We start from the raw sequence: 18,912 nt of genomic DNA on the forward strand, positions 1-18,912 counted from the left end.
TAGCGGGAAGCGGGGCCATATAGAAGGACGGATCGCAGCATGAAGCACTCTTCCACACAACCGGATACCGTCCCTGTCCGCCAGGATATCCCCGTGGCGGAGGTCGACCCTGCCCAGGGTCTGAACCGGGAGCAGGTCTCGGCGCGTCAAAAGGGCGGCTGGGCCAACCTGCCCGTCAAATCGCCCACCAAGACGGAAAAGGAGATCGTCCGGGGTCACGTCTTTACTTTTTTCAATCTCATCTTCTTTGTGCTGGCCGCCGCTCTGGTGGCGGTGGGCGCTTACAAGGACGCCACCTTCCTGCTCATCGCCATCGCCAACACTGTCATCGGCATTTTTCAGGAGCTGCGCTCCAAGCGCACCATTGACAAGCTCAAGCTGCTCTCCTCCCCCAGGGGCGTCGTCGTCCGGGAGGGAGAGGAGATGAGCGTGCCCACCGACCACATGGTGCGGGACGATATCGCCGTCTTCTCCGCCGGAGATCAGATCTCGGCGGACGCAGTGGTGCGCTCCGGAACCGTGCAGGTCAACGAGGCCCTCATCACCGGCGAGGCAGACCCCCTGGAGAAAAAACCGGGAGACGCTCTGCGCTCCGGCTCCTTTATCGTCTCCGGCTCCTGCCGGGCCCAGCTCACCCGGGTGGGCGCGGACTGCTACGCCGCCCGGCTCACTCTGGAGGCCAAAAAGGACGTGAAGACCGGACAGTCGGAGATGATGGCCTCACTCTCCCGGCTCATCCGCTTCATCGGCATCGCCCTCATCCCCATGGGGGCCATCCTCTTCTGGAAGCAGTATTTTGTGCTGGAGCTGGGCCTTCGCCAGGCGGTGACCGCCACGGTGGCCGCCCTTATCGGCATGATCCCCGAGGGGCTCTACCTCCTCACCAGCGTGGCCCTGGCGGTGAGCATGATCCGCCTGGCCCAGAAAAAGACCCTGGCCCAGGACATGAACTGCATCGAGACCCTGGCCCGGGTGGACGTACTGTGCGTGGACAAGACGGGCACCATCACCGAGCCGGGCATGACCGTTCGGGAGCTGGTGCCTCTGGATGAGGAGCGGTACTCCATCGAGGCGGTGGAGCAGGCCGTCAGCGCCCTGTACCACACCCTGGGGGCAGACAATGACACCGGCCGGGCCATGCTGGAGCGGTTTGACGCCGATCCCGGCTGGAGCCCCTCCGCCGTGATCCCCTTCACCTCCGCCAACAAGTATTCCGCCGCCGTCTTTCCCGGTCACGGCGCCATTGTGGCCGGCGCCCCGGAATTTGTCATGGGCCCCTGGTACCAGGAGCTGAAGGAAATGGTGGAGCCCTATTCCGCCAAGGGTTACCGGGTCTTGCTCATCGCCGGCTACGACGGCGTGCCGGACGGCAAAAGTCCTCTGGACGGGCGAAAGGTCAGACCCATGGCCCTGGCCCTGCTGGCCAACCCCATCCGCCCCGAGGCCCCGGAGACCTTCGCCTTTTTTGCCGCCCAGGGCGTGGCGGTGAAGGTCATCTCCGGCGACAACCCCCTCACCGTGGCCGAGGTGGCCCGAAAGGCGGGGGTGGAGAACGCCGAGCTTTGGGTGGACGCCGCCACCCTGCGCTCCGACCAGGACATCTATGCCGCTGCCGGGAAGTACACCGTCTTCGGCCGGGTGACTCCGGGCCAGAAGCGGAAGCTGGTGAAGGCCCTGCAAAAACAGGGCCACACCGTGGCCATGACCGGCGACGGCGTCAATGATGTGCTGGCCCTGAAGGACGCCGACTGCGGCATTGCCATGGCCTCGGGAGCCGAGGCGGCCTGCCACGCCGCCCAGCTGGTGCTGCTGAATTCCAACTTCGCCTGCCTGCCCCAGGTGGTGGCGGAGGGAAGGCGGGTCATCAACAACATCCAGCGCTCCGCCTCCCTGTTCCTGGTGAAGAACATCTTCTCCTTCTGCCTGTCTCTGCTCACCATTTTTGTGGACATGCCCTACCCCCTGGTGCCCATCCAGCTCTCCCTCATCTCCGCCCTCACCATCGGCTTTCCCTCCTTCGTGCTGGCCCTGGAGCCCAACAAGAGCCGGGTCAGCGGAAAATTTATGACAAATGTCCTCCGGGACGCCTTCCCCGGCGGTCTGACCAACCTCATCATTATTCTGGGCATCCAGGCTTTTGCCTTCGCCTTTGCCTTCCCCACCCAGTCTCTGTCCACTCTCTCCGCCCTGTGCGTGGCCTTTGTGGGGCTGCTGGTGCTCTACCAGGTCTGTAAGCCCTTCGACCTGAAGCGCCGGGTGCTCTGGGGCGGGGTGGCGGCGGCTCTGGCCCTGGGCGTCACCCTGCCCTGGGCCAGGGAGTTCTTCTCCCTGAGCGCCCTGACCCTTCAGGAGACGCTGGTGCTGGCGGTGTTCCTGGCCCTGAGCTGGCCGGTGATGCGCTCCATTCTCACCCTCTTCGAGCGCAGCCGGCGGCTGGTGCTGGGGCTGAAGCGCAAACGCAGTGGCCGGCGGCGCGGATAATTTCCCCTTGTAAGCGCCCTTTCTTCGTGGTAAAATATCCTTGCCAAGGCGGCGGGAACCGCCGCCGGAACCCAAACAAAAACGAGGTGTTTTTTATGCCGGAAAACTTTTACGAGCAGGAGAAACATTTGGAGCAGGGCCTGACGGGCGAGAGTCTGGGCCGTTACACCTCCAAGACCTTTCTTCTCATGTTCCTGGGCCTGCTGGTGACCTTCGGCGTGGCCGTTTTCTTCAGCACCACCCGGGCGGGCCTGATGACCTTCTACAACGCGGTGACCTATATTCCCGCCTTTCACCTGATCCTGCTCATCGCCCAGCTGGCGGTCGCCATCGGCATGACCGCCGCCATCCACAAGATCACCCCCGCCACGGCCACGGTTTTCTTCTTCCTCTACTCCGCCCTGACGGGCGTCACCTTCACCTTTTATTTCATCGTCTTCGAGCTGCCCAGCCTGATCCTGGTCTTCGCCGCCACCGCCCTTTACTTCGGTGGCATGGCTCTGTTTGGCTATTTTACCAACATTGACCTGAGCCGGATGCGCGCCATCCTGCTGGGCGGGCTTATCTTCCTCATCCTGGCCAATTTGCTCATGATGTTCATTCCCGGCCTGGAGATGGTCGACCAGGTGATCTGCACCATCGGCGTGGTCATCTTCCTGGCCTACACCGCTTACGACGTCCAGAAGATCCGGGCCTTTTACCAGGCCTATCAGGGGGACGCGGCTATGCTGAAAAAAGCTTCCGTTTTCTCCGCGCTCCAGCTCTATCTCGACTTCGTGAACCTCTTTGTCTACCTGCTTCGTATTTTCGGCAAGAGAAGGAATTGATTTGCGTCAAAAAGGGAAGGCTGTCTTCACAGAAGACAGCCTTCCCTTTTTCTTGTCATTATTTTTATGTAAACCAAAGAAAAGTCCCCCCTTTTCCGCCGATCATTCCCAGCATAAAGATCCCCCCGCCCGGTTTGGAGGGCTTTCCACTTTCCTCCAAGCCAAAGCCCCTGTTCATTTCCAGACTTCCCACCCCCTCTTTCGCTCATATTAAAAGCGGCGCCTTCAGCCGGAGGCGCCGCATCGATTTTATGGGGGTGGTCAATTGAAAGAGGAAAGAGAGCGGTCGGGGCCCACGCCTTTTCGAATGGCGGCGGTGGCCTTGGCAGTGGCGGGCGTGCTGGGGGGCGCTCCCGCCATGGCATGGGAGGCTCCGGCCATGACCGGAACGGAGCAGGTGCGCACAGTGGTGCCCGTAGGACGGGCGGTGGGGATCAAGCTTTTCTCCGACGGTGTGATGGTGGTGGGTTTTTCCCAGATCCCGGCGGCGGAGGGAAACCTGACGCCCGCCAAGTCCTGCGGTCTGAAAGAGGGTGACGTGATCACCCATATCAACGCCACAGAGGTGGACACCATCGAGGCCGTCCAGGAGCAGCTGTCTGCCATCGGCGGAGATGAGATGTCCATTCGGGCCATCCGGGACGGAAAGCAGGTGCAGGTGACGGCCAAGGCCGTCCAGTGCTCCACCGACGGGGTCTACCGTCTGGGCGCCTGGCTGCGGGACTCCATGGCCGGCATCGGCACTGTGACCTATTACGACCCCGCCACCGGGGAGTTCGGCGCCCTGGGCCACGCCGTCAACGACGTGGACACCGCCCAGCTCATGCCGCTGCAAAGCGGCGGGGTCATCTCCGCCACAGTGAGCGACGTGAAGAAGGGCCAGCGGGGAGAGCCGGGCGAGCTCCACGGCAGCTTTGACACACAGACGGATATCGGCGAGCTGTGGGCCAACACCTCCAGCGGCATCTTCGGCACCCTGGAGGACAGCGGCCTGTGCCAGCTGGAGCCGGTACCTGTGGCGGACAAGTCCCAGGTGGAGGCCGGCCCCGCCACCATCTACGCCAATATCGCCGGAGACGAGGTGCGCGCCTATGACGTGGAGATCGTCAAGCTCTACCCCCACGCCGACGACGGCCGGGATATGACCATCAGGGTCACCGACCCGGAGCTCCTGGCCGCCACCGGCGGCATCGTCCAGGGGATGAGCGGCAGCCCCATCCTTCAGAACGGCCGTCTGGTGGGCGCGGTGACCCATGTGCTGGTGGGCGACCCCACTCAGGGCTATGGCATCCTGGCGCAAAGGATGCTGGAGACTGCCGAAAGCTGTCTGAAAAACGTCTAAATTCGTTGAATATGCATGATGCGGTCGTATAAAGTCGATTTTTTCTCATCCAAAATTTACCAAAAGAGTATTGCGTTCGCTGTCTCTTTATGGTAAATTATGAGCAACCGGTAATCTCGTGATCGATCGATCTTGGAAGAAGGAAACGGATTTGGAAAAGAAAACGATCCTGGTGGCGGACGCAGGGGAAGAATTTCGCCGTCTGCTGGTGGAGACCCTAAACGCAGAGAGTGACCTGACCGTTGTGGCGGACACTGCCGACGGTGAGGCGGTGGTGGAGCTGTGCCGCCAGCGCCAGCCTAACGTGGTGGTCATGGACATGATCCTGGCCAAGCTGGACGGTGTGGAGGTACTCTCCGCCCTGGCCGAGCTGCCCGAAAAGCCCCGGGTGCTGGTGCTTTCCAGCTTTGCGGGCGGCAGCGTGGCCGAGCTGGCCGCCGCCCGGGGCGCGGACTATTTCATGATGAAGCCCTGCAAGACCGCCTCGGTGGTGGAGCGGGTACGGCAGATGGTGACACCCAGCCACAGCGCCGAGGAGACCGACCGCCGGGGTCGTGGCCTGGAGAGCACTGTCACCGCCATCATCCATGAGATCGGCGTGCCCGCCCACATCAAGGGCTATCAGTATCTCCGGGAGGCGATCATGATCGCCGTGGAGGATATGGACGTCATCAACGCGGTCACCAAAGTTCTCTACCCCGAGGTGGCAAAGCGTTTCGGCACCACCGCCAGCCGTGTGGAGCGGGCCATCCGCCACGCCATCGAAGTCGCCTGGGATCGGGGCGATCTGGAGACGCTGCAGAAATATTTCGGCTACACCGTCTCCAACGCCAAAGGCAAGCCCACTAATTCGGAATTCATCGCCATGATCGCCGACCGGCTCCAGCTCCAGCGCAAAGAGCTCTGAGCCCTCGCGCTGCAAGCCATGACCGCTTTGGCGAGGCCCTTTGGCGGTGCGCCGTCCGACGGCCGGCAATGCCTCCCATCACTCAGCATCCTTCTTTGTCCAACATGCCGCTAAGCCTGACGGAGCGTCTCCGTCAGGCTTAGCTTTTATTTTTTAAAAATATTATGTCAACTTCTCGCAGAGGGCGCCCCGCCATACCTCCCCCGCCAGGGCGGTGAAGCGGAAGCCATCCCAGTCCCCTGTCTCTCCCGGCTCCAGCAGGGGAACAGAGATCTCACGGGGAGGTCTCCTCAGGCCCTGGCCGGTGCACTTCACCCTGGCCTCCTTCAGTGTCCACAGGGTATAGAACCACTCCCAGCCGCCGCCCCGGGCCCGGTACCAGTCCAGCTCCTCCCCGTCCAGGGCATAGGCGGGAAGCCGCTCCCGCCGGGGACGGATCAGCTCCACATCCGCCCCCACCTCCCGGTCTGAAAGGGCACACAGGGCCAGAGTGCCGGAATGGCTGACGCTGAAATGGAGGTCGGGACGGCTGGGAAACCAAGGCTTACCACCCTCTTTGCGCTCCATGGCCGGCAGGCTCTCTCCCACATGTGCCGCCAAGAGAGCGGCCAAAAGGGCATACCCGTCCCCTTCCCCCACTTTCCAGACCATTCCGCCGCCTCCTCCAAATCTTTTTTAATATACTACCATATCCGCCCGCTTTTGTGGTACAATGAATTCACTTTTTTGAATTTAAATTCTTCTTAAAACTTTCCCCCCTCCCCTCTTAAAAAATCTCTCCTATACTCAGTGCCATGAGGTGATCCCATGTATAACATTCTGATCTGCGACGACGACAGAGATATTGTCTCCGCCCTGGATATCTATCTCACTGCCGAGGGCTACCACACCATCGCCGCCTATGACGGCCGGCAGGCTCTGAAGGCGGTGGAGGAAAACGACGTCCATCTCATTCTCATGGACGTGATGATGCCCAACCTGGACGGCATCCGGGCTACCGCCAAGCTGCGGGAGGCGTGCAACGTGCCCATCATCCTCCTCACCGCCAAATCGGAGGACGCGGACAAGGTGCTGGGGCTGAACATCGGGGCGGACGACTATGTGACCAAGCCCTTCAACCCCATGGAGGTCATGGCCCGGGTGAAAAGCCAGCTGCGCCGCTACACCCTCCTGGGGGGCAAGGAGGGCTCGGTGGGCGCCGGGGACGACGGACTTCTGAAAAACGGGGGCATCGCCATGGATGACGCCGCCAAGACCGTCACCGTAGACGGGGAGCCGGTGAGCCTGACCCCCCTGGAGTTCAACATCCTGCGGCTGCTCCTCCAGCATCCCGGCCAGGTCTTTTCCACCGCCCAAATTTACGAGCAGGTGTGGAACGACCCGGCCTACGGCTCGGAGAACACGGTGGCGGTACACATCCGCCACATTCGGGAGAAGATCGAGATCGACCCGGCCAACCCCCGGTACATCAAGGTGGTTTGGGGCCTGGGATATAAGATGGAGAAGGTGTGACCATGAAACAGGATTTTCGCTCCTACGCCCTGGTAAAGGCCGCCGCCCTGCTGCTCACCGTGGCCTGCGCCGTGGGGGCCACTTTCGGGTGCCTTTACTGCGGGTTATACTGGGACAGTTTTTTTGAGGGCGGCGACTACACCTACTCCTTGGCCTGGAACCAGGCCATGAACGCGCGGTACAGCCACCTGATGGAGATTTTGGACGACTATGACTCCAAGCGGCGGGGCCAGGCCCTGGGCTACCTGGAGGAGCAGTATTACCAGGAGTGGCTGGACACCTTCAGCCCCGCCAAGACCAATTTTCGTTATATCATCCGGGACAACGCCACCGGGGAGATCCTCCTCAGTTCCTCCGGTGAGGACAGCCTGGAGCATGTCCCCTACGAGAATCTTTACCGAAATGTGCGTACCATGACCCCCTCCCGGATCTACTACAACTACCGGGAATATAACGAGGAGCAGAACTTTACCATCTTCTTCAGTGACAACGGCACCGTTCTGGCCCAGGTTCCCGGCAACGAGACATATCTCTATCAGGATGGAGAGACCTTCCAGTACGCGCTGGAGTACGGCATAGACGAGCGCTACGCCGCCCCGGACGAGTTCCGGGAGCTGAAAAACACCCTGGTCAAGGGGGACATCCGGTTCCTCTACTGGACTGCCGCCCTGATCCTTACCGCTCTCGCCGGCACCGTCCTGCTGCTGTGCTGCGCGGGACGGCGGCGGGGTGCGGAGAGCTTCACCCTCAACTGGACGGACAAGATCCCCTACGGCCTCTACCTCCTGGCCGTAGGCTGGGGGGCGGTACTGTGCTTCGCCCTGGGTGGCAACCTGGTTGGCGAGGGATATCTCTTCCACTACGGCGACCCCTCCTTCTATGCCATGGTGATGCTGGGCGTGGTCTCCCTGACAGGGGGCTTCGCCCTCACCGAGGCTGGACTTATGTCAACCGCCACCCGGATCAAGACCCACACCCTGCTGCGCAACACCGTCACCTGGAGGTGCCTATGCTGGATAGGCCGGGGCTTCCGGGGCCTGGGCCGCTGGTGGGGAACTACCTTCGGGAACTGGAACCTGACCCAGCGGGTCATTGTGGGCTTCCTCCTCTATCTCATCGGCACTCTCCTCACCAGCCTCACCGTGGTGCTCATCCCCTTCTATCAGGGTGCGGTGCTCTTCGGCCTTTGCAAGTGGAGCGAGCAGTGGCGGAACATTCGCGCCGGTACCCAGGCCATTGTGGGCGGCAGTCCGGAGACCGTCATCGACACCAGCGGGATGGACCGCTATATCTGCAGGGATCTGAAGGAGCACGCCGGACAGCTCAACGACCTGGGCAGCGCCATCAACACCGCCGTGGACGAGCGGCTGCGCTCCGAGCGGATGAAGGCGGAGCTCATCACCAATGTCTCCCACGACCTGAAGACCCCCCTGACCTCCATCATCAACTATGTGGATCTGCTGAAGAAGGAGGACATTCAGGAGGAGAAGGCCCGGGAATATATCGAGGTGCTGGATCGGAAGAGCCAGCGGCTGAAAAAGCTCACAGAGGATCTGGTGGAGGCCAGCAAGGCCTCCACGGGAGCCCTGACGGTAAACAAGGAGCGGCTGGGGGTGGTCCAGCTGGTGACTCAGGCCCTGGGGGAGTACAGCGAGAAATTCACCGCCGCCCAGTTGACAGTGATCCCCACCCTCACCGAGGAGGAGGTCTACGTCTGGGCCGACGGCCGTCATTTCTGGCGGATCCTGGACAATCTCATGGGTAACTGCGTCAAGTACGCCATGCCGGGGACCCGGGTCTATCTCGATTTGAAGCAGTGGGACGGCAACATGATCCTCTCCCTGAAAAATGTCTCCGCCAGCCAGCTCAACGTCCCTGCCGAGCAGCTCATGGAGCGGTTCGTCCGGGGGGACGAGAGCCGCACCACCGAGGGCAGCGGCCTGGGGCTCTCCATCGCCCGGAGCCTCACCGAGCTTCAGGGGGGCCTGTTCCGGCTGGAGGTGGACGGCGACCTGTTCAAAGCGGTGGTCAGCTTCCCCGTGATAAAATGAAGGGACATTTAGTTAACATAATTCTATTCTCTGTCCGTGGATCCTTTGGATAATTTCTTCTGAACCCCTAAAAAGCAAAGGAGCCTTCCCTGTGTGGGAAGGCTCCTTTTAGTTTCCATAATTCTGTTAATCCAACAGCTGGATGCAGGCCCCCAGCACGCCGCTGCCAATATACACGCTCAGGGTGGCGTCGATGTGGGAGTCCCAGATGTGGCGGCAGCCGGGGATGGCGGCCATCAGATCCTTCTTCAGCTGCTTCATCTCCTCCTCGGCCCCGCCGTTGGCCACCAGAAGATTGAAGTCCCGATGATCGCCCACATGCTCCTTGACCAACTCGATGAGCTTTCCCTGCACCTGCTTGCGGCCCCGCACCTTGGCCACGTTCACCAGCTGGCCGTCGGGGGCGAAGGTAATGATGGGCTTGATGCTGAGTAAGGTGCCCGCCAGGGCGGTGATCTTGCCGATGCGCCCCCCCTTCTGCAGGTATTCCAGGGTATCCACCGAGAAGAAGGGGAAGTTGTTTTTCAGCAGATGGGGCGCGCGCTGCTCCACCAGCTCCTCCCAGCTCATCCCCTCCTGGATGTCCTCCCAGAGCTGTAGGACGATCCCCCCCAACGGAATGGCTCCGCTGCAGGTGTCAAAAACCACCGTGGTCAAGTCCTTGTGCTCCTCGCACTGAAGGCGGATCATGTTGTGGGTGCCGGACAGGCCGGAGGACAGGGGCAGGGCGATGACCCGCTCGTAGCCGTCGGCCTTGATGCGGTCCAGAGTCTCCGCCACCCGGATCATATCGGGCAGGGAGGTCTTGGGCAGCTCTCCCCGCTCCAGGCGCCGATAGATATCCTTGGCAAAAATATCCTCCCCATCGTTGAAGCTGCCGTCGGCACAGCCGATGCGCAGAGGCACCACATAGACGGGCACACCCTTGCGGTGCCGGGGCTCCATCTCGGCGCAGGAATCCACCAAAAAAGCGATTTTTTCAGGATTTATGCTCAAGAAAATTCCTCCATCGGTTGACAGGCGCGCCCCGTCTCCCGTATAATACACAACGTAAAGTAACATTGTTATGTGAGTATTATACGTACCTTTTCCCCATCTGTCAAGGAGGGACTTTCCATGGATTATCAAGCCCGCCGTCAGGCCCAGGCCCAGCATACCCGCAGAGCCATTCTGGACGCCGCCGTGGCCCTCTCCCGGCAGGTCGGCTTCGCCAGAGTCACCGTTCGGGACATCTGCCAGGCCGCCGGCGTCACCACTGGGGCCTTCTACCATCATTTTGAGTCCAAGGAGGCGCTTTTGAACCAGGGCTTCAACTCTCTGGACGCCTATTTGGAGGAGGCTCTGGCCAGCATGGAGGGCCGCCCTCCCCTGGAGCGGCTGGAGACCCTGCTGCGGCTCTACGCCGAGTATATGGAGGAGCTGGGCTGGGAGACTCTGGCCCTCTACTACGGCCGCCGCCTGGCCGACTCCGCCGCCGCCTCCATGTCCCCCCAGCGGTATACCCTTCGGGCCATGGGGGAGTGCTTGGAGGCCCTGGCCAGGGAGGGCGTCCTCTCCCCCAGCCACAGCCCGGAGTGGACGGCGGACTTTTTCTTCCGCCATTTCCGGGGCGTGGTGATCGACTGGATCCTCCACCGGGGAGACTACTCCCTCTGGGGCCGGCTCCAGCAGGACTACCAGCTGTTCGAGGGAGCCTTTGGCAGCTGAGAGCCTCACTTTTCTCATACTCTTTACCCCCGCCGAATATGCTGTTCGGCGGGGGTGATCTATTTTGAGCCATATTTTGCGAAAACAGGCCCTTCGGGACGGTCTTTGGGGCGCCGGGCTGCTATGCTGCGCCATCGCCCTGATCTGCTGGCCCAAGGAGATCAGCGCCGCCGTCCAGGATGGGCTGGGACTTTGCTACAATGTCATCATCCCCTCCCTTTTCCCCTTCTTTATCCTCACCTCTCTGGTGATCTCCCTGGGATTGGCAAGCTACCTGGGCCGGCTTTTGGAGCCTGTCATGCGGCCCCTTTTCCATGTGGGAGGCGCATGCGCCGCCGCCTTGGCCCTGGGCTTTGTGGGGGGGTATCCGGTGGGCGCCCGGGCGGCCCTTACCCTCTACGAAAGCGGAACGTGTACCAAGACTGAGTGTGAGCGGCTGCTCTCCTTCTGCAACAACTCCGGCCCCGCCTTCATCTTAGGCGTGGTGGGGGCCGGGATCTTCGCCGACAGCCGGGTGGGGGTGCTTTTGTGCCTCGTCCACGCCGCCGCCTCGGTGTGCGTGGGGTTCCTCTTCCGCTTCTACCATTGGCAGGACAAGGACAGCCGGAGCCAGCGGCCCTCGCCCCCCATTGCCGCCCGCCGCTTCTCCGTGGCCTTTACCGACGCGGTGAAGGGCTCGGTGACCTCCACCCTCAACATCTGCGCCTTTGTGGTCTGCTTCACCGTTATCATCCGCCTGTGCTTCCTCTCCGGGCTTCTGCCCGCCCTGGCAGAGCTTCTGGGCCGGCTCTTCGCTCCCCTGGGCTTTCACCAGGAGTGGGCCGGAAGGCTCCTCACCGGGGCGCTGGAGCTCTCCTCCGGGGTGGCCTCCCTCACCGGCAGCGGCTCCCTGGAGGGGAAGGCGGCCATGGCCGCCTTCCTGCTGGGCTGGGCGGGCGTCTCCGTCCACTGCCAGGTGCTCTCCTTCCTGGGGGAGAGCGGCCTCAACGTGCGCACCTACCTGGGAGGCAAGCTCCTTCACGGCCTCTTCTCCGCCGCCCTCACCACTCTGCTTTTCCGCCTTTTCCCCCTTGAGGAGAGCGTGTCGGCCTATCTGGCGGAGCAGGTGGACTGCATTGCGGGCACCGACTTCCACACCGCCCTGGCCATCTCCACCGCCGCGGCCTGGCTGGTGTTTTTGGGCTTTTTCCTCCTGGCGGCCCTGGGGATCCAAAAGGGGAGAAAAACCTGTGGCAATCGGCGAAAAAGTATGTTATGATAGGGACAGTAATCGACCGGGAGGAGAGGCCCATGCTGTTCCACAAAAAGATCGAGCCCCGCTGCGCGTACTGCGCCAGGGGCGCCACTCTGGAGGAAGGCCGCATCCTCTGCTCCAAGAAGGGCGTGGTCTCCCCGGGGGATCGCTGCGGCGCCTTCCGCTACGACCCCTTCCGCCGGGTGCCGCCCAAGCCCGCCAGTCTGGATACCAGCAAGCTCAAGGACGAGGACTTCCGGCTGGACTGACGGCTCCCACCGTAAGAAACGATATAAAAAGCCCCGGCAGGGAAGGCCCTGCCGGGGCTTTTTCGCGTTTTTTACTTCTTCGCCCTGGCGGCGGTCTTCTTGGGCTCGGGCTTCTCCTCCTCCGGGCCGGCCAGCGCCTGGGCGATGGTGCGCTCTCCCGCCTCCTTGGCGTGCTTCTGCACGTCGGCCTGGTTCCTGGGAGACCGTACCAGGATACCGGGGCCCTGGACGCAGCCGCCCTCACAGGCCATGCCCTCGATGAAGTTCACATCCCCGATACCCTTGGCCATCTTCAGCAGCTCGATCTTGCACTGGGCAAGTCCGCTGCAGGACACGGCGTTGAGCTTGAACTGCTTTTCGGTGACCCCGTGCTCCTTCATGGCCTGCTCCACCGCCGCGGCCACGCCGCCGGAGTGGGCGAAGGAGCGGCCAAAGCCGCTGGCCTCGTCCAGGGCCGTCTCCTCCAAAATGGTGGGGTCGATGCCCTTGGACTGGAACAGGGGATAGAGCTCCTCAAAGGTGATGGCGCAGTCGATGGTGCCCATGGTCTTGCCCATCTGGAACTCCCGCTTCTTGGCCACGCAGGGGCCGATGAAGACCACTCTGGCCCGGGGATCCCGCTCCTTGATGCGCTTGCCGATCATCACCATGGGAGACGGGGTATGGGAGATCATGGGGGCCAGGTCGGGGAAGTTCTTCTCCACGTAGTCCACAAAGGCGGGGCAGCAGGAGGAGAGCAGCTTGCCCTTCTCCAGCAGCTCCACGCTCTCCGCCTCGGCGGTCATATCGGCGCCCAGGGCCACCTCGGCCACGTCGTGGAAGCCCACCATTTTGAGCCCTGTCACCAGCTGGCCCAGGGTGGCGGGAGCGAACTGGCCCGCGATGGAGGGGGCCAGCACAGCGTAGACCCGGAAGTCCCACCGGGCCGCGCCCCGGAGCATCTGCACCACGTCCACGATATAGGATTTATCCATAATGGCGCCAAAGGGACACTGATAGGTACACGCGCCGCAGGCCACACACTTGTTCACGTCGATGGCCGCCTTCTTGTCCTCCCCCATGGTGATGGCACCGGCCACACAGCCCCGCTCACAGGGGCGCTGGCGCTTTTCGATGGCGCCGTAAGGACAGGCGGCAACGCACTTGCCGCAGGTGATGCACTTGGTATGGTCGATGACCGCCTTGCGGTGATGGCCGTGGGTCTCCAGGCTGATGGCGTCCTTGGGACAGGCGTGGAGACACCGGGTGGCAATACACCCCCGGCAGGCAGGGCCTACCTCGATCTGGGTCACGGGGCACTCGTCGCAGGCCACCTCCATGACCTCCACCATGGCGGGGTTGGCGGTGTCCCCGCCCATGGCCAGCTTCAGGCGGTTGGACACCACCGCCCGCTCCTTATAGATACAGCAGCGCATCCGGGCCTCGGGGCCGGGGATGATCCGCTCGGGCACGTCCAGAATACCGGTGGCCAGGCGATCCTCCCAGGCCAGCTCGGCCACCGAGGTAAGCACCTGATCCTTCAATTCCTGTACCGAAGTCTCAAACTCCCGCATATCCTTCTCTCCTTCTTCCAAGAAGCTCGTTTCCTTTTTCACAAACTACCTCATTCTACTATGTGCCGCCGCCTGTGTCAACGACAATAATTTCTCGTTTTTTTATTTTCTTCCACGCCTGCTTTTGTGAAAGTCATACAAGAGCCCATCCCTTCACCCCCGCCCCCTCCTTCGCATAGCTTGAAGTGAGCCAATCTTTAGAACGGAGGGTCTTTTATGGAACCGAAGGTCACTTTTTTCCTGGGGGCTAACACACCCTCGGGGTTTTATTCCCTATATGATCAGATGCTGGAGCCGGAAAAAGCCCGGCGGGTCTTCCTCCTGAAGGGCGGAGCCGGCTGCGGCAAATCCTCCCTCATGCGCCGGGTGGCCGCCAAGCTGGAGGAGGCGGGGCGTCGGACGGAGTACATAGTCTGTTCCGGGGATCCCGACTCCCTGGACGCGGTCATCTTCCCCGACCTGGGCGCCGCCATCGTGGACGCCACCGCCCCCCACGTCATCGAGCCCCATCTGCCCGGCGTGGTTGAAAGTTATGTAAACCTTGGCCGGTTCTACGACCACGCCGCCCTGGCCCCTCTGCGCCCCGAGATCGAAGGGGCCACCGACGGCTATAAGGAGCACTACAAGCGGGCCTACCGCTGTCTCACCGCGGCGGCCCAGCTCTTTGAGGACAACCGCGCCCTTCTCACCACTCCCGCCCTGGAGGCCAAGGCCCTAAAGCGGGCCAGGGGCATCCTGTCCCGGGAGGTGAAGAAGACCGGCCGCGCCCCGGGCAAGGCGGTACAGCGGTTCCTGGGGGCCATCTCCTGCCAGGGGGTCTCCTGCCGGTTTGACACGGCGGATATCCTGTGCCGCAAGGTCTACGAGCTCAAGGACAGCTATGGCCTGGCCGCCGGGATGCTCACCGCGCTGGCCGCCGGCGCCATGTCCGCGGGCTATGATGTGATCCTCTGCCCCTCTCCCCTCTTCCCTGACCGGGCCGAGCATCTGCTCATTCCGGAGCTGAGCCTGGCCTTCCTCACCAGCGCCCCGGGGCTGGAGTATCCCGGCCGGCCCTACCGCCGGGTTCGGCTGGACGCCATGGCCGACGCCGAGCTGCTCAAAAAGTACAAGGCCCGGCTGAAGTTCTCCCGGAAGGTGTACGCCGCCCTCCTTGGCGAGGCCACCGACGCCCTGGCCCAGGCCAAGGCCGTCCACGATCAGCTGGAGTCCTTCTACAATCCCCATGTGGACTTTGAGGGGGTATACCAGCAGGCGGAGGAGATCACCCAAGAGCTGCTGACGCTGGATTGACCGGCCGCTCCCCATTTGGGGCTTTACAATGGCTCCGGTCTGTGATAGCTTAAAAGCAGAGATCGGGGACCTTGTCCTCCCCACTACATAAGAAGGAGCACACCGCTATGAAACTGTCTGTCATTTACCACTCTGTCTCCGGCAACACCGCCCGGATGGCCCAGGTCATCGCTGAAGGGATGAAGTCCGTTCCCGGCATAGAGGCCCGCGCTTTCTCCATCGACGCCGTGGACGCGGACTTCGCCGGGGAGAGCCGGTGCATCGTGGTGGGCTGCCCCACCTATGTGGCCGACACCAGCGCCGGGCTGCACCTGTGGATGGAAAAGGAGATGGGACGGCTGGGCCTGCCCGGAAAGCTGGGCGGAGCCTTCGCTACCGCCCAGTATATTCACGGCGGCGGAGAGCTGGTGATCCAGGCCATTTTGAACCATATGCTGACCATGGGGATGCTGACCTACTCCGGCGGCGGGAGCAGGGGCAAGCCGGTGATCCACCTGGGCCCTGTAGCCATTGCCGGGGCCGGAGATACAGAGGCTCTCATGGCCTTCGACGACCTCTTTCGCCTCTACGGGCAGCGTATGGCGGAAAAAGCGGCGGAGCTCTTTGACTGAGAAAGCAGAAAAGCCCCCCACCCCTCGGGGTGGAGCGGCGCAAAGAAGTGAAGGGCAAGGCAGACCGCAATGGTTTGCCTTGCCCTTTTTATGCTGTATGCCCCGCCGGGGCAAATGCCGTGGGAATAGAATATCCGCCATCAGACCGGTCTATTCTTTTCCCCCCCAGAGGCACAATTGATCCAAAACGGTCATCAGGGACCTCCCCCGATCACTGAGGCTGTATTCCACCTTTGGCGGGGTCTGCGGATACTCCGTTCTTACGATCAGCCGGTTCGATTCCAGCTCTTTTAAGTTTGTGCTGAGGGTCTTGTCGGATATGAGGGATATCGTGTAGCTGAACCCGGTATCCTCAAAATTTGCATTCTCAATAAATTTTTTATCATAGTTAACTATCCTTTCAGATAGTACCTGTCTAAAATGACAGTGCTTGAATTATTTACACAAGCCGATATAATGATACACAGGATCGTCGATCCTGTCAATTCAATCGTCAAAGTGAGGTAATTACGATGAGGACAAAACTGGATATCACGGAAGGTATTTTCCCGATGCCCGTTCTGATGGTTGCCACTTACATAGAGTAACCGAACGTGTTGGAGAGGCATTCAAAGATGGCTTGGCTCTGAAGAAATAAACGTGACACGCCCGCTGAAAAGCAAACGCTTCTCAGCGGGCGTTAACTTTCTTACGGGAGCTGCTTTACGGATGGGGGCCTCTCTTTTCTCAAGCCATCAAGCTCCCCAGCCATTGGGACAGCGGGAGGTAGAGGATGGGCAGGAAGATGGCCGGGAGCATATTGCCCACCCGAAATTTGCTCTCGGAAAGGCCCATCATATTGATGGCGATACCCACAATGATGGCGCCGCCGACGGCGCTCATCTCGGTGACCACCGCCTCCCCCAGGTAGGGGCCCACCGCGCCGGCCAAAAGCACCAGCGCCCCCTCGTAGACGAAGATGGGGATGGTGGAAAACGTCACACCCACACCCATGGCCGCAGCGAAAGTGATGGAGCTGATCCCGTCCAGCACCGACTTGGAGATCAGCACACCGTAGCTGTGGTTCAGTCCCGCCTCGATGGAACCGTTGATGGCCATCGCCCCTACGCAGTAGAGGATGGTGGCGGTGACAAAGCCCTCTACGAAGCCGCTGCTGCCGTCCTTTATCAGCCTTTTCTTCAGGGCCTCTCCCGCCCCGTCCAGCCGCTTTTCAATGTCGATCCACTCCCCCAGCAGGGTGCCCAGGGCCATGCAGACGATCACGCACAGGGTGTTTTGGGTGCCCAGCAGGGAGCTTGCGCCGATGCCGAACGTGCACAGAGCCAGACACTTCACCACCGCGTCTCCCAGCCGCTGAGAAAAGCGGTTTTTCAGCAGCAGGCCCAGAATAGAGCCCGCCAGCACCAGCACCACATTGATAAAAACGGCGATCAAACAAACCATCTCCCAATTTTCTAAACCGGTATTATTTTACACGCTTTCCCCCGCTTTGTCAAAACCTGTCCGCGGCATGTGGGACTTGCCTGCGGAATAGGCTTGTAGCACAGGAAGGGGGCTCATCCGTGAAAGCCATGTCCGCATTGTCCAGCACCGTCCTGCTCACCGCCGTCAGCTTTTTCAGCCAGGCCGTGGGCTTTGTCTATCGGGTACTCCTGTCCCGGCTGGTGGGCTCCGAGGTGATGGGCCTCTACCAGCTGGTGATGCCGGCCTTTTCCGTGCTGCTCTCCCTCACCGCCGTGGGCTTCACCGCCGCCTGCTCCAACCTGTCCGCCCGGTACCTGGCCACCGGCGACCGCCGGGGGGCGGGACAGGTGGTGCGCCAATGTGTTCTGGGGTTTCTGACGGCCTTTCTGGTGGTCGCCGCTCTGGCCGCCCCCCTGTCCGACGCCATCTCGGTCTACCTGCTGGGGGACGCCCGGGCCCGGCTGGGCCTTTTGCTGCTTCTGCCCTGCGTGCTTTTAACAGGATTGGAGAACATCCACAAGCACTTTTTCTACGGCGCGGGGGCCGTCCGGGGGCCGGCCTTTACGGAGATCTGCGAGCAGCTCATTCGCTCCGGGGCGGTGCTGGGCCTTCTGTGGCGGTTTCTGCCCCAGAACCCGGAGCGCACCGTGGGACTCATCGTCTGCGGCATGATCCTGTGTGAGATCTTTTCCGCCCTCACCCTCACCCTTCTCTACCGCAAGGCCCTGGGCCGCGCCCCGGCGGGAAAGGGCGCGAAGCGCGCCATTCTCCGCCGACGGGTCTGGGGCATCGCCCTGCCCATCGGCTGCACCGCCCTGCTGGGCAATCTGATGGGCGCCTGGACGGCGGTGCTCATCCCCCAGCGGCTGGTGCACTCCGGGCAGAATGTCTCCGCCGCCATGAGCGCCTTCGGGGTGCTGTGCGGTATGACTCTGCCCCTGCTGAACCTCCCCACCGCCTTCATCTCCGCCATGGCTCTGGTGCTCCTGCCCAAGCTGGCCCAGGCCGCCGCCATAGGCGATCAAGTCCTGCTCCGCCGCCGGATCTCCAAGGCCCTCACCGTCACCGCCTTCCTCATTCTCCCCGCCTGCGCCCTCTTGGCAGTGCTCTCCCCGCCCCTGGCCCGCCTTCTCTTCCGGGAATCCACCGCCGGGGCCTTCGCCGCTCCCCTGGCGCTGGCCGTGGTACTGAGCTCCTTCGAGACCGTCCTGGCGGTATGTCTCAACGGCCTGGGCAAACAAACCGTCACCGCCCGCAACGGCCTGATCTGCGGAGCCGTCCAGCTCTTCCTCACCTGGCAGCGCATGGGAGTACCGGAGGTGGGCCTGCGGGGCTATGTGGAGGCCCTCCTTCTCAGCACGATACTGGGCCTGTGGCTCAACTGGCGCGCGCTCTCCAGGGCCGTCTCCCTTCGCCCCCAGCTGTTTCGGTGGCTGGTGGCTCCGGGGCTGTCCGCCCTGCTCTCGTCGCTGTGCGTGCGCCTTCTCTACCCCATTTTGGAGGGAGTCGGCATGGGCCCGGGAACTGGCTGCCTGGTCTGCCTGGTCTTCGGGGGCGTCCTCTACTACTGCGCCATGACCGCTCAAGGGGCCTTCTCCTCCCTGTGAGGTCTCCCATTCGGCCCGCAGCATAAAAAGGGGCGGTCATCTGTGCCAGATGAC

General features: G+C 62.0%; 17 protein-coding genes. 12 read left to right on the forward strand and 5 right to left on the reverse strand.

What is annotated here, in order from left to right; translation table 11 throughout:
* Positions 1-39 precede the first annotated feature (39 nt).
* From NFR87_RS05005 to spo0A, 4 genes are all read left to right on the forward strand, one after another.
* Positions 40-2,481, forward strand: a complete 2,442-nt coding sequence (locus NFR87_RS05005) for a cation-translocating P-type ATPase (protein WP_251447228.1) — start codon at positions 40-42, stop codon at positions 2,479-2,481.
* A 95-nt stretch (positions 2,482-2,576) separates the two neighbouring features.
* On the forward strand, positions 2,577-3,308 hold the full coding sequence (locus NFR87_RS05010; protein WP_251447230.1) for a Bax inhibitor-1/YccA family protein: 732 nt from the start codon (positions 2,577-2,579) through the stop codon (positions 3,306-3,308).
* Positions 3,309-3,573: 265 nt separating this feature from the next.
* Positions 3,574-4,650 carry a SpoIVB peptidase gene (gene spoIVB / locus NFR87_RS05015; protein WP_251447232.1) on the forward strand — a complete coding sequence of 359 codons (1,077 nt, stop codon included), beginning with the start codon at positions 3,574-3,576 and terminating at the stop codon, positions 4,648-4,650.
* A 151-nt stretch (positions 4,651-4,801) separates the two neighbouring features.
* Positions 4,802-5,557, forward strand: a complete 756-nt coding sequence (spo0A, locus tag NFR87_RS05020; protein WP_251447234.1) for a sporulation transcription factor Spo0A — start codon at positions 4,802-4,804, stop codon at positions 5,555-5,557.
* A 162-nt stretch (positions 5,558-5,719) separates the two neighbouring features.
* Here spo0A and NFR87_RS05025 read toward each other — a convergent pair whose 3' ends face one another.
* The gene (locus tag NFR87_RS05025) at positions 5,720-6,208 is read right to left on the reverse strand and encodes a 4'-phosphopantetheinyl transferase family protein (RefSeq protein ID WP_251447236.1); all 489 of its coding nucleotides are present in this window, start codon (positions 6,206-6,208) and stop codon (positions 5,720-5,722) included.
* Positions 6,209-6,364: 156 nt separating this feature from the next.
* Here NFR87_RS05025 and NFR87_RS05030 point away from each other — a divergent pair, with 156 nt between their 5' ends.
* Together NFR87_RS05030 and NFR87_RS05035 are read left to right on the forward strand one after the other, a co-directional pair.
* Positions 6,365-7,069: a response regulator transcription factor gene (locus NFR87_RS05030; protein WP_251447239.1), complete on the forward strand. Its 705-nt coding sequence runs from the start codon at positions 6,365-6,367 to the stop codon at positions 7,067-7,069.
* Positions 7,070-7,071: 2 nt separating this feature from the next.
* Complete coding sequence (locus NFR87_RS05035) at positions 7,072-9,120, forward strand: sensor histidine kinase (protein WP_251447242.1); 2,049 nt, start codon at positions 7,072-7,074, stop codon at positions 9,118-9,120.
* Between the two features lie 126 nt (positions 9,121-9,246).
* On the opposite strand, the gene NFR87_RS05040 is transcribed toward NFR87_RS05035, so the two are convergent.
* Positions 9,247-10,116 carry a DegV family protein gene (locus NFR87_RS05040; protein WP_251447244.1) on the reverse strand — a complete coding sequence of 290 codons (870 nt, stop codon included), beginning with the start codon at positions 10,114-10,116 and terminating at the stop codon, positions 9,247-9,249.
* A gap of 120 nt (positions 10,117-10,236) precedes the next feature.
* Between NFR87_RS05040 and NFR87_RS05045 the strand changes: the two genes are divergently transcribed.
* The 3 genes from NFR87_RS05045 to NFR87_RS05055 all read left to right on the forward strand — a co-directional run bounded on the left by NFR87_RS05045 (position 10,237) and on the right by NFR87_RS05055 (position 12,330).
* On the forward strand, positions 10,237-10,827 hold the full coding sequence (locus NFR87_RS05045) for a TetR/AcrR family transcriptional regulator (protein ID WP_251447247.1): 591 nt from the start codon (positions 10,237-10,239) through the stop codon (positions 10,825-10,827).
* A 64-nt stretch (positions 10,828-10,891) separates the two neighbouring features.
* Positions 10,892-12,085 carry a nucleoside recognition domain-containing protein gene (locus NFR87_RS05050; RefSeq protein WP_251447249.1) on the forward strand — a complete coding sequence of 398 codons (1,194 nt, stop codon included), beginning with the start codon at positions 10,892-10,894 and terminating at the stop codon, positions 12,083-12,085.
* A gap of 32 nt (positions 12,086-12,117) precedes the next feature.
* On the forward strand, positions 12,118-12,330 hold the full coding sequence (locus tag NFR87_RS05055) for a hypothetical protein (protein WP_251447251.1): 213 nt from the start codon (positions 12,118-12,120) through the stop codon (positions 12,328-12,330).
* Between the two features lie 71 nt (positions 12,331-12,401).
* Here the strand turns inward: NFR87_RS05055 and NFR87_RS05060 are convergent, their stop codons facing one another.
* The gene (locus NFR87_RS05060; protein ID WP_251447253.1) at positions 12,402-13,883 is read right to left on the reverse strand and encodes a monomeric [FeFe] hydrogenase; all 1,482 of its coding nucleotides are present in this window, start codon (positions 13,881-13,883) and stop codon (positions 12,402-12,404) included.
* A gap of 216 nt (positions 13,884-14,099) precedes the next feature.
* Between NFR87_RS05060 and NFR87_RS05065 the strand changes: the two genes are divergently transcribed.
* Entirely contained in the window at positions 14,100-15,176 is a 1,077-nt protein-coding gene (locus NFR87_RS05065; protein ID WP_251447255.1) for a P-loop domain-containing protein, read from the forward strand.
* A 107-nt stretch (positions 15,177-15,283) separates the two neighbouring features.
* Entirely contained in the window at positions 15,284-15,787 is a 504-nt protein-coding gene (locus NFR87_RS05070) for a flavodoxin family protein (protein WP_251447257.1), read from the forward strand.
* Positions 15,788-15,937: 150 nt separating this feature from the next.
* Here the strand turns inward: NFR87_RS05070 and NFR87_RS05075 are convergent, their stop codons facing one another.
* Together NFR87_RS05075 and NFR87_RS05080 are read right to left on the reverse strand one after the other, a co-directional pair.
* Positions 15,938-16,183 carry a winged helix-turn-helix transcriptional regulator gene (locus NFR87_RS05075; RefSeq protein WP_251447308.1) on the reverse strand — a complete coding sequence of 82 codons (246 nt, stop codon included), beginning with the start codon at positions 16,181-16,183 and terminating at the stop codon, positions 15,938-15,940.
* A 330-nt stretch (positions 16,184-16,513) separates the two neighbouring features.
* Positions 16,514-17,221 (reverse strand): DUF554 domain-containing protein, encoded by a 708-nt coding sequence (locus NFR87_RS05080; RefSeq protein ID WP_251447259.1) that lies wholly within the window; start codon positions 17,219-17,221, stop codon positions 16,514-16,516.
* A gap of 137 nt (positions 17,222-17,358) precedes the next feature.
* On the opposite strand from NFR87_RS05080, the gene NFR87_RS05085 reads away from it, so the two are divergent.
* Entirely contained in the window at positions 17,359-18,858 is a 1,500-nt protein-coding gene (locus NFR87_RS05085) for an oligosaccharide flippase family protein (RefSeq protein WP_251447311.1), read from the forward strand.
* The last annotated feature ends 54 nt before the right edge of the window (positions 18,859-18,912 follow it).

It is taken from the genome of Vermiculatibacterium agrestimuris (genome assembly GCF_943193085.1).
GTDB lineage: Bacteria > Bacillota > Clostridia > Oscillospirales > Oscillospiraceae > Vermiculatibacterium > Vermiculatibacterium agrestimuris.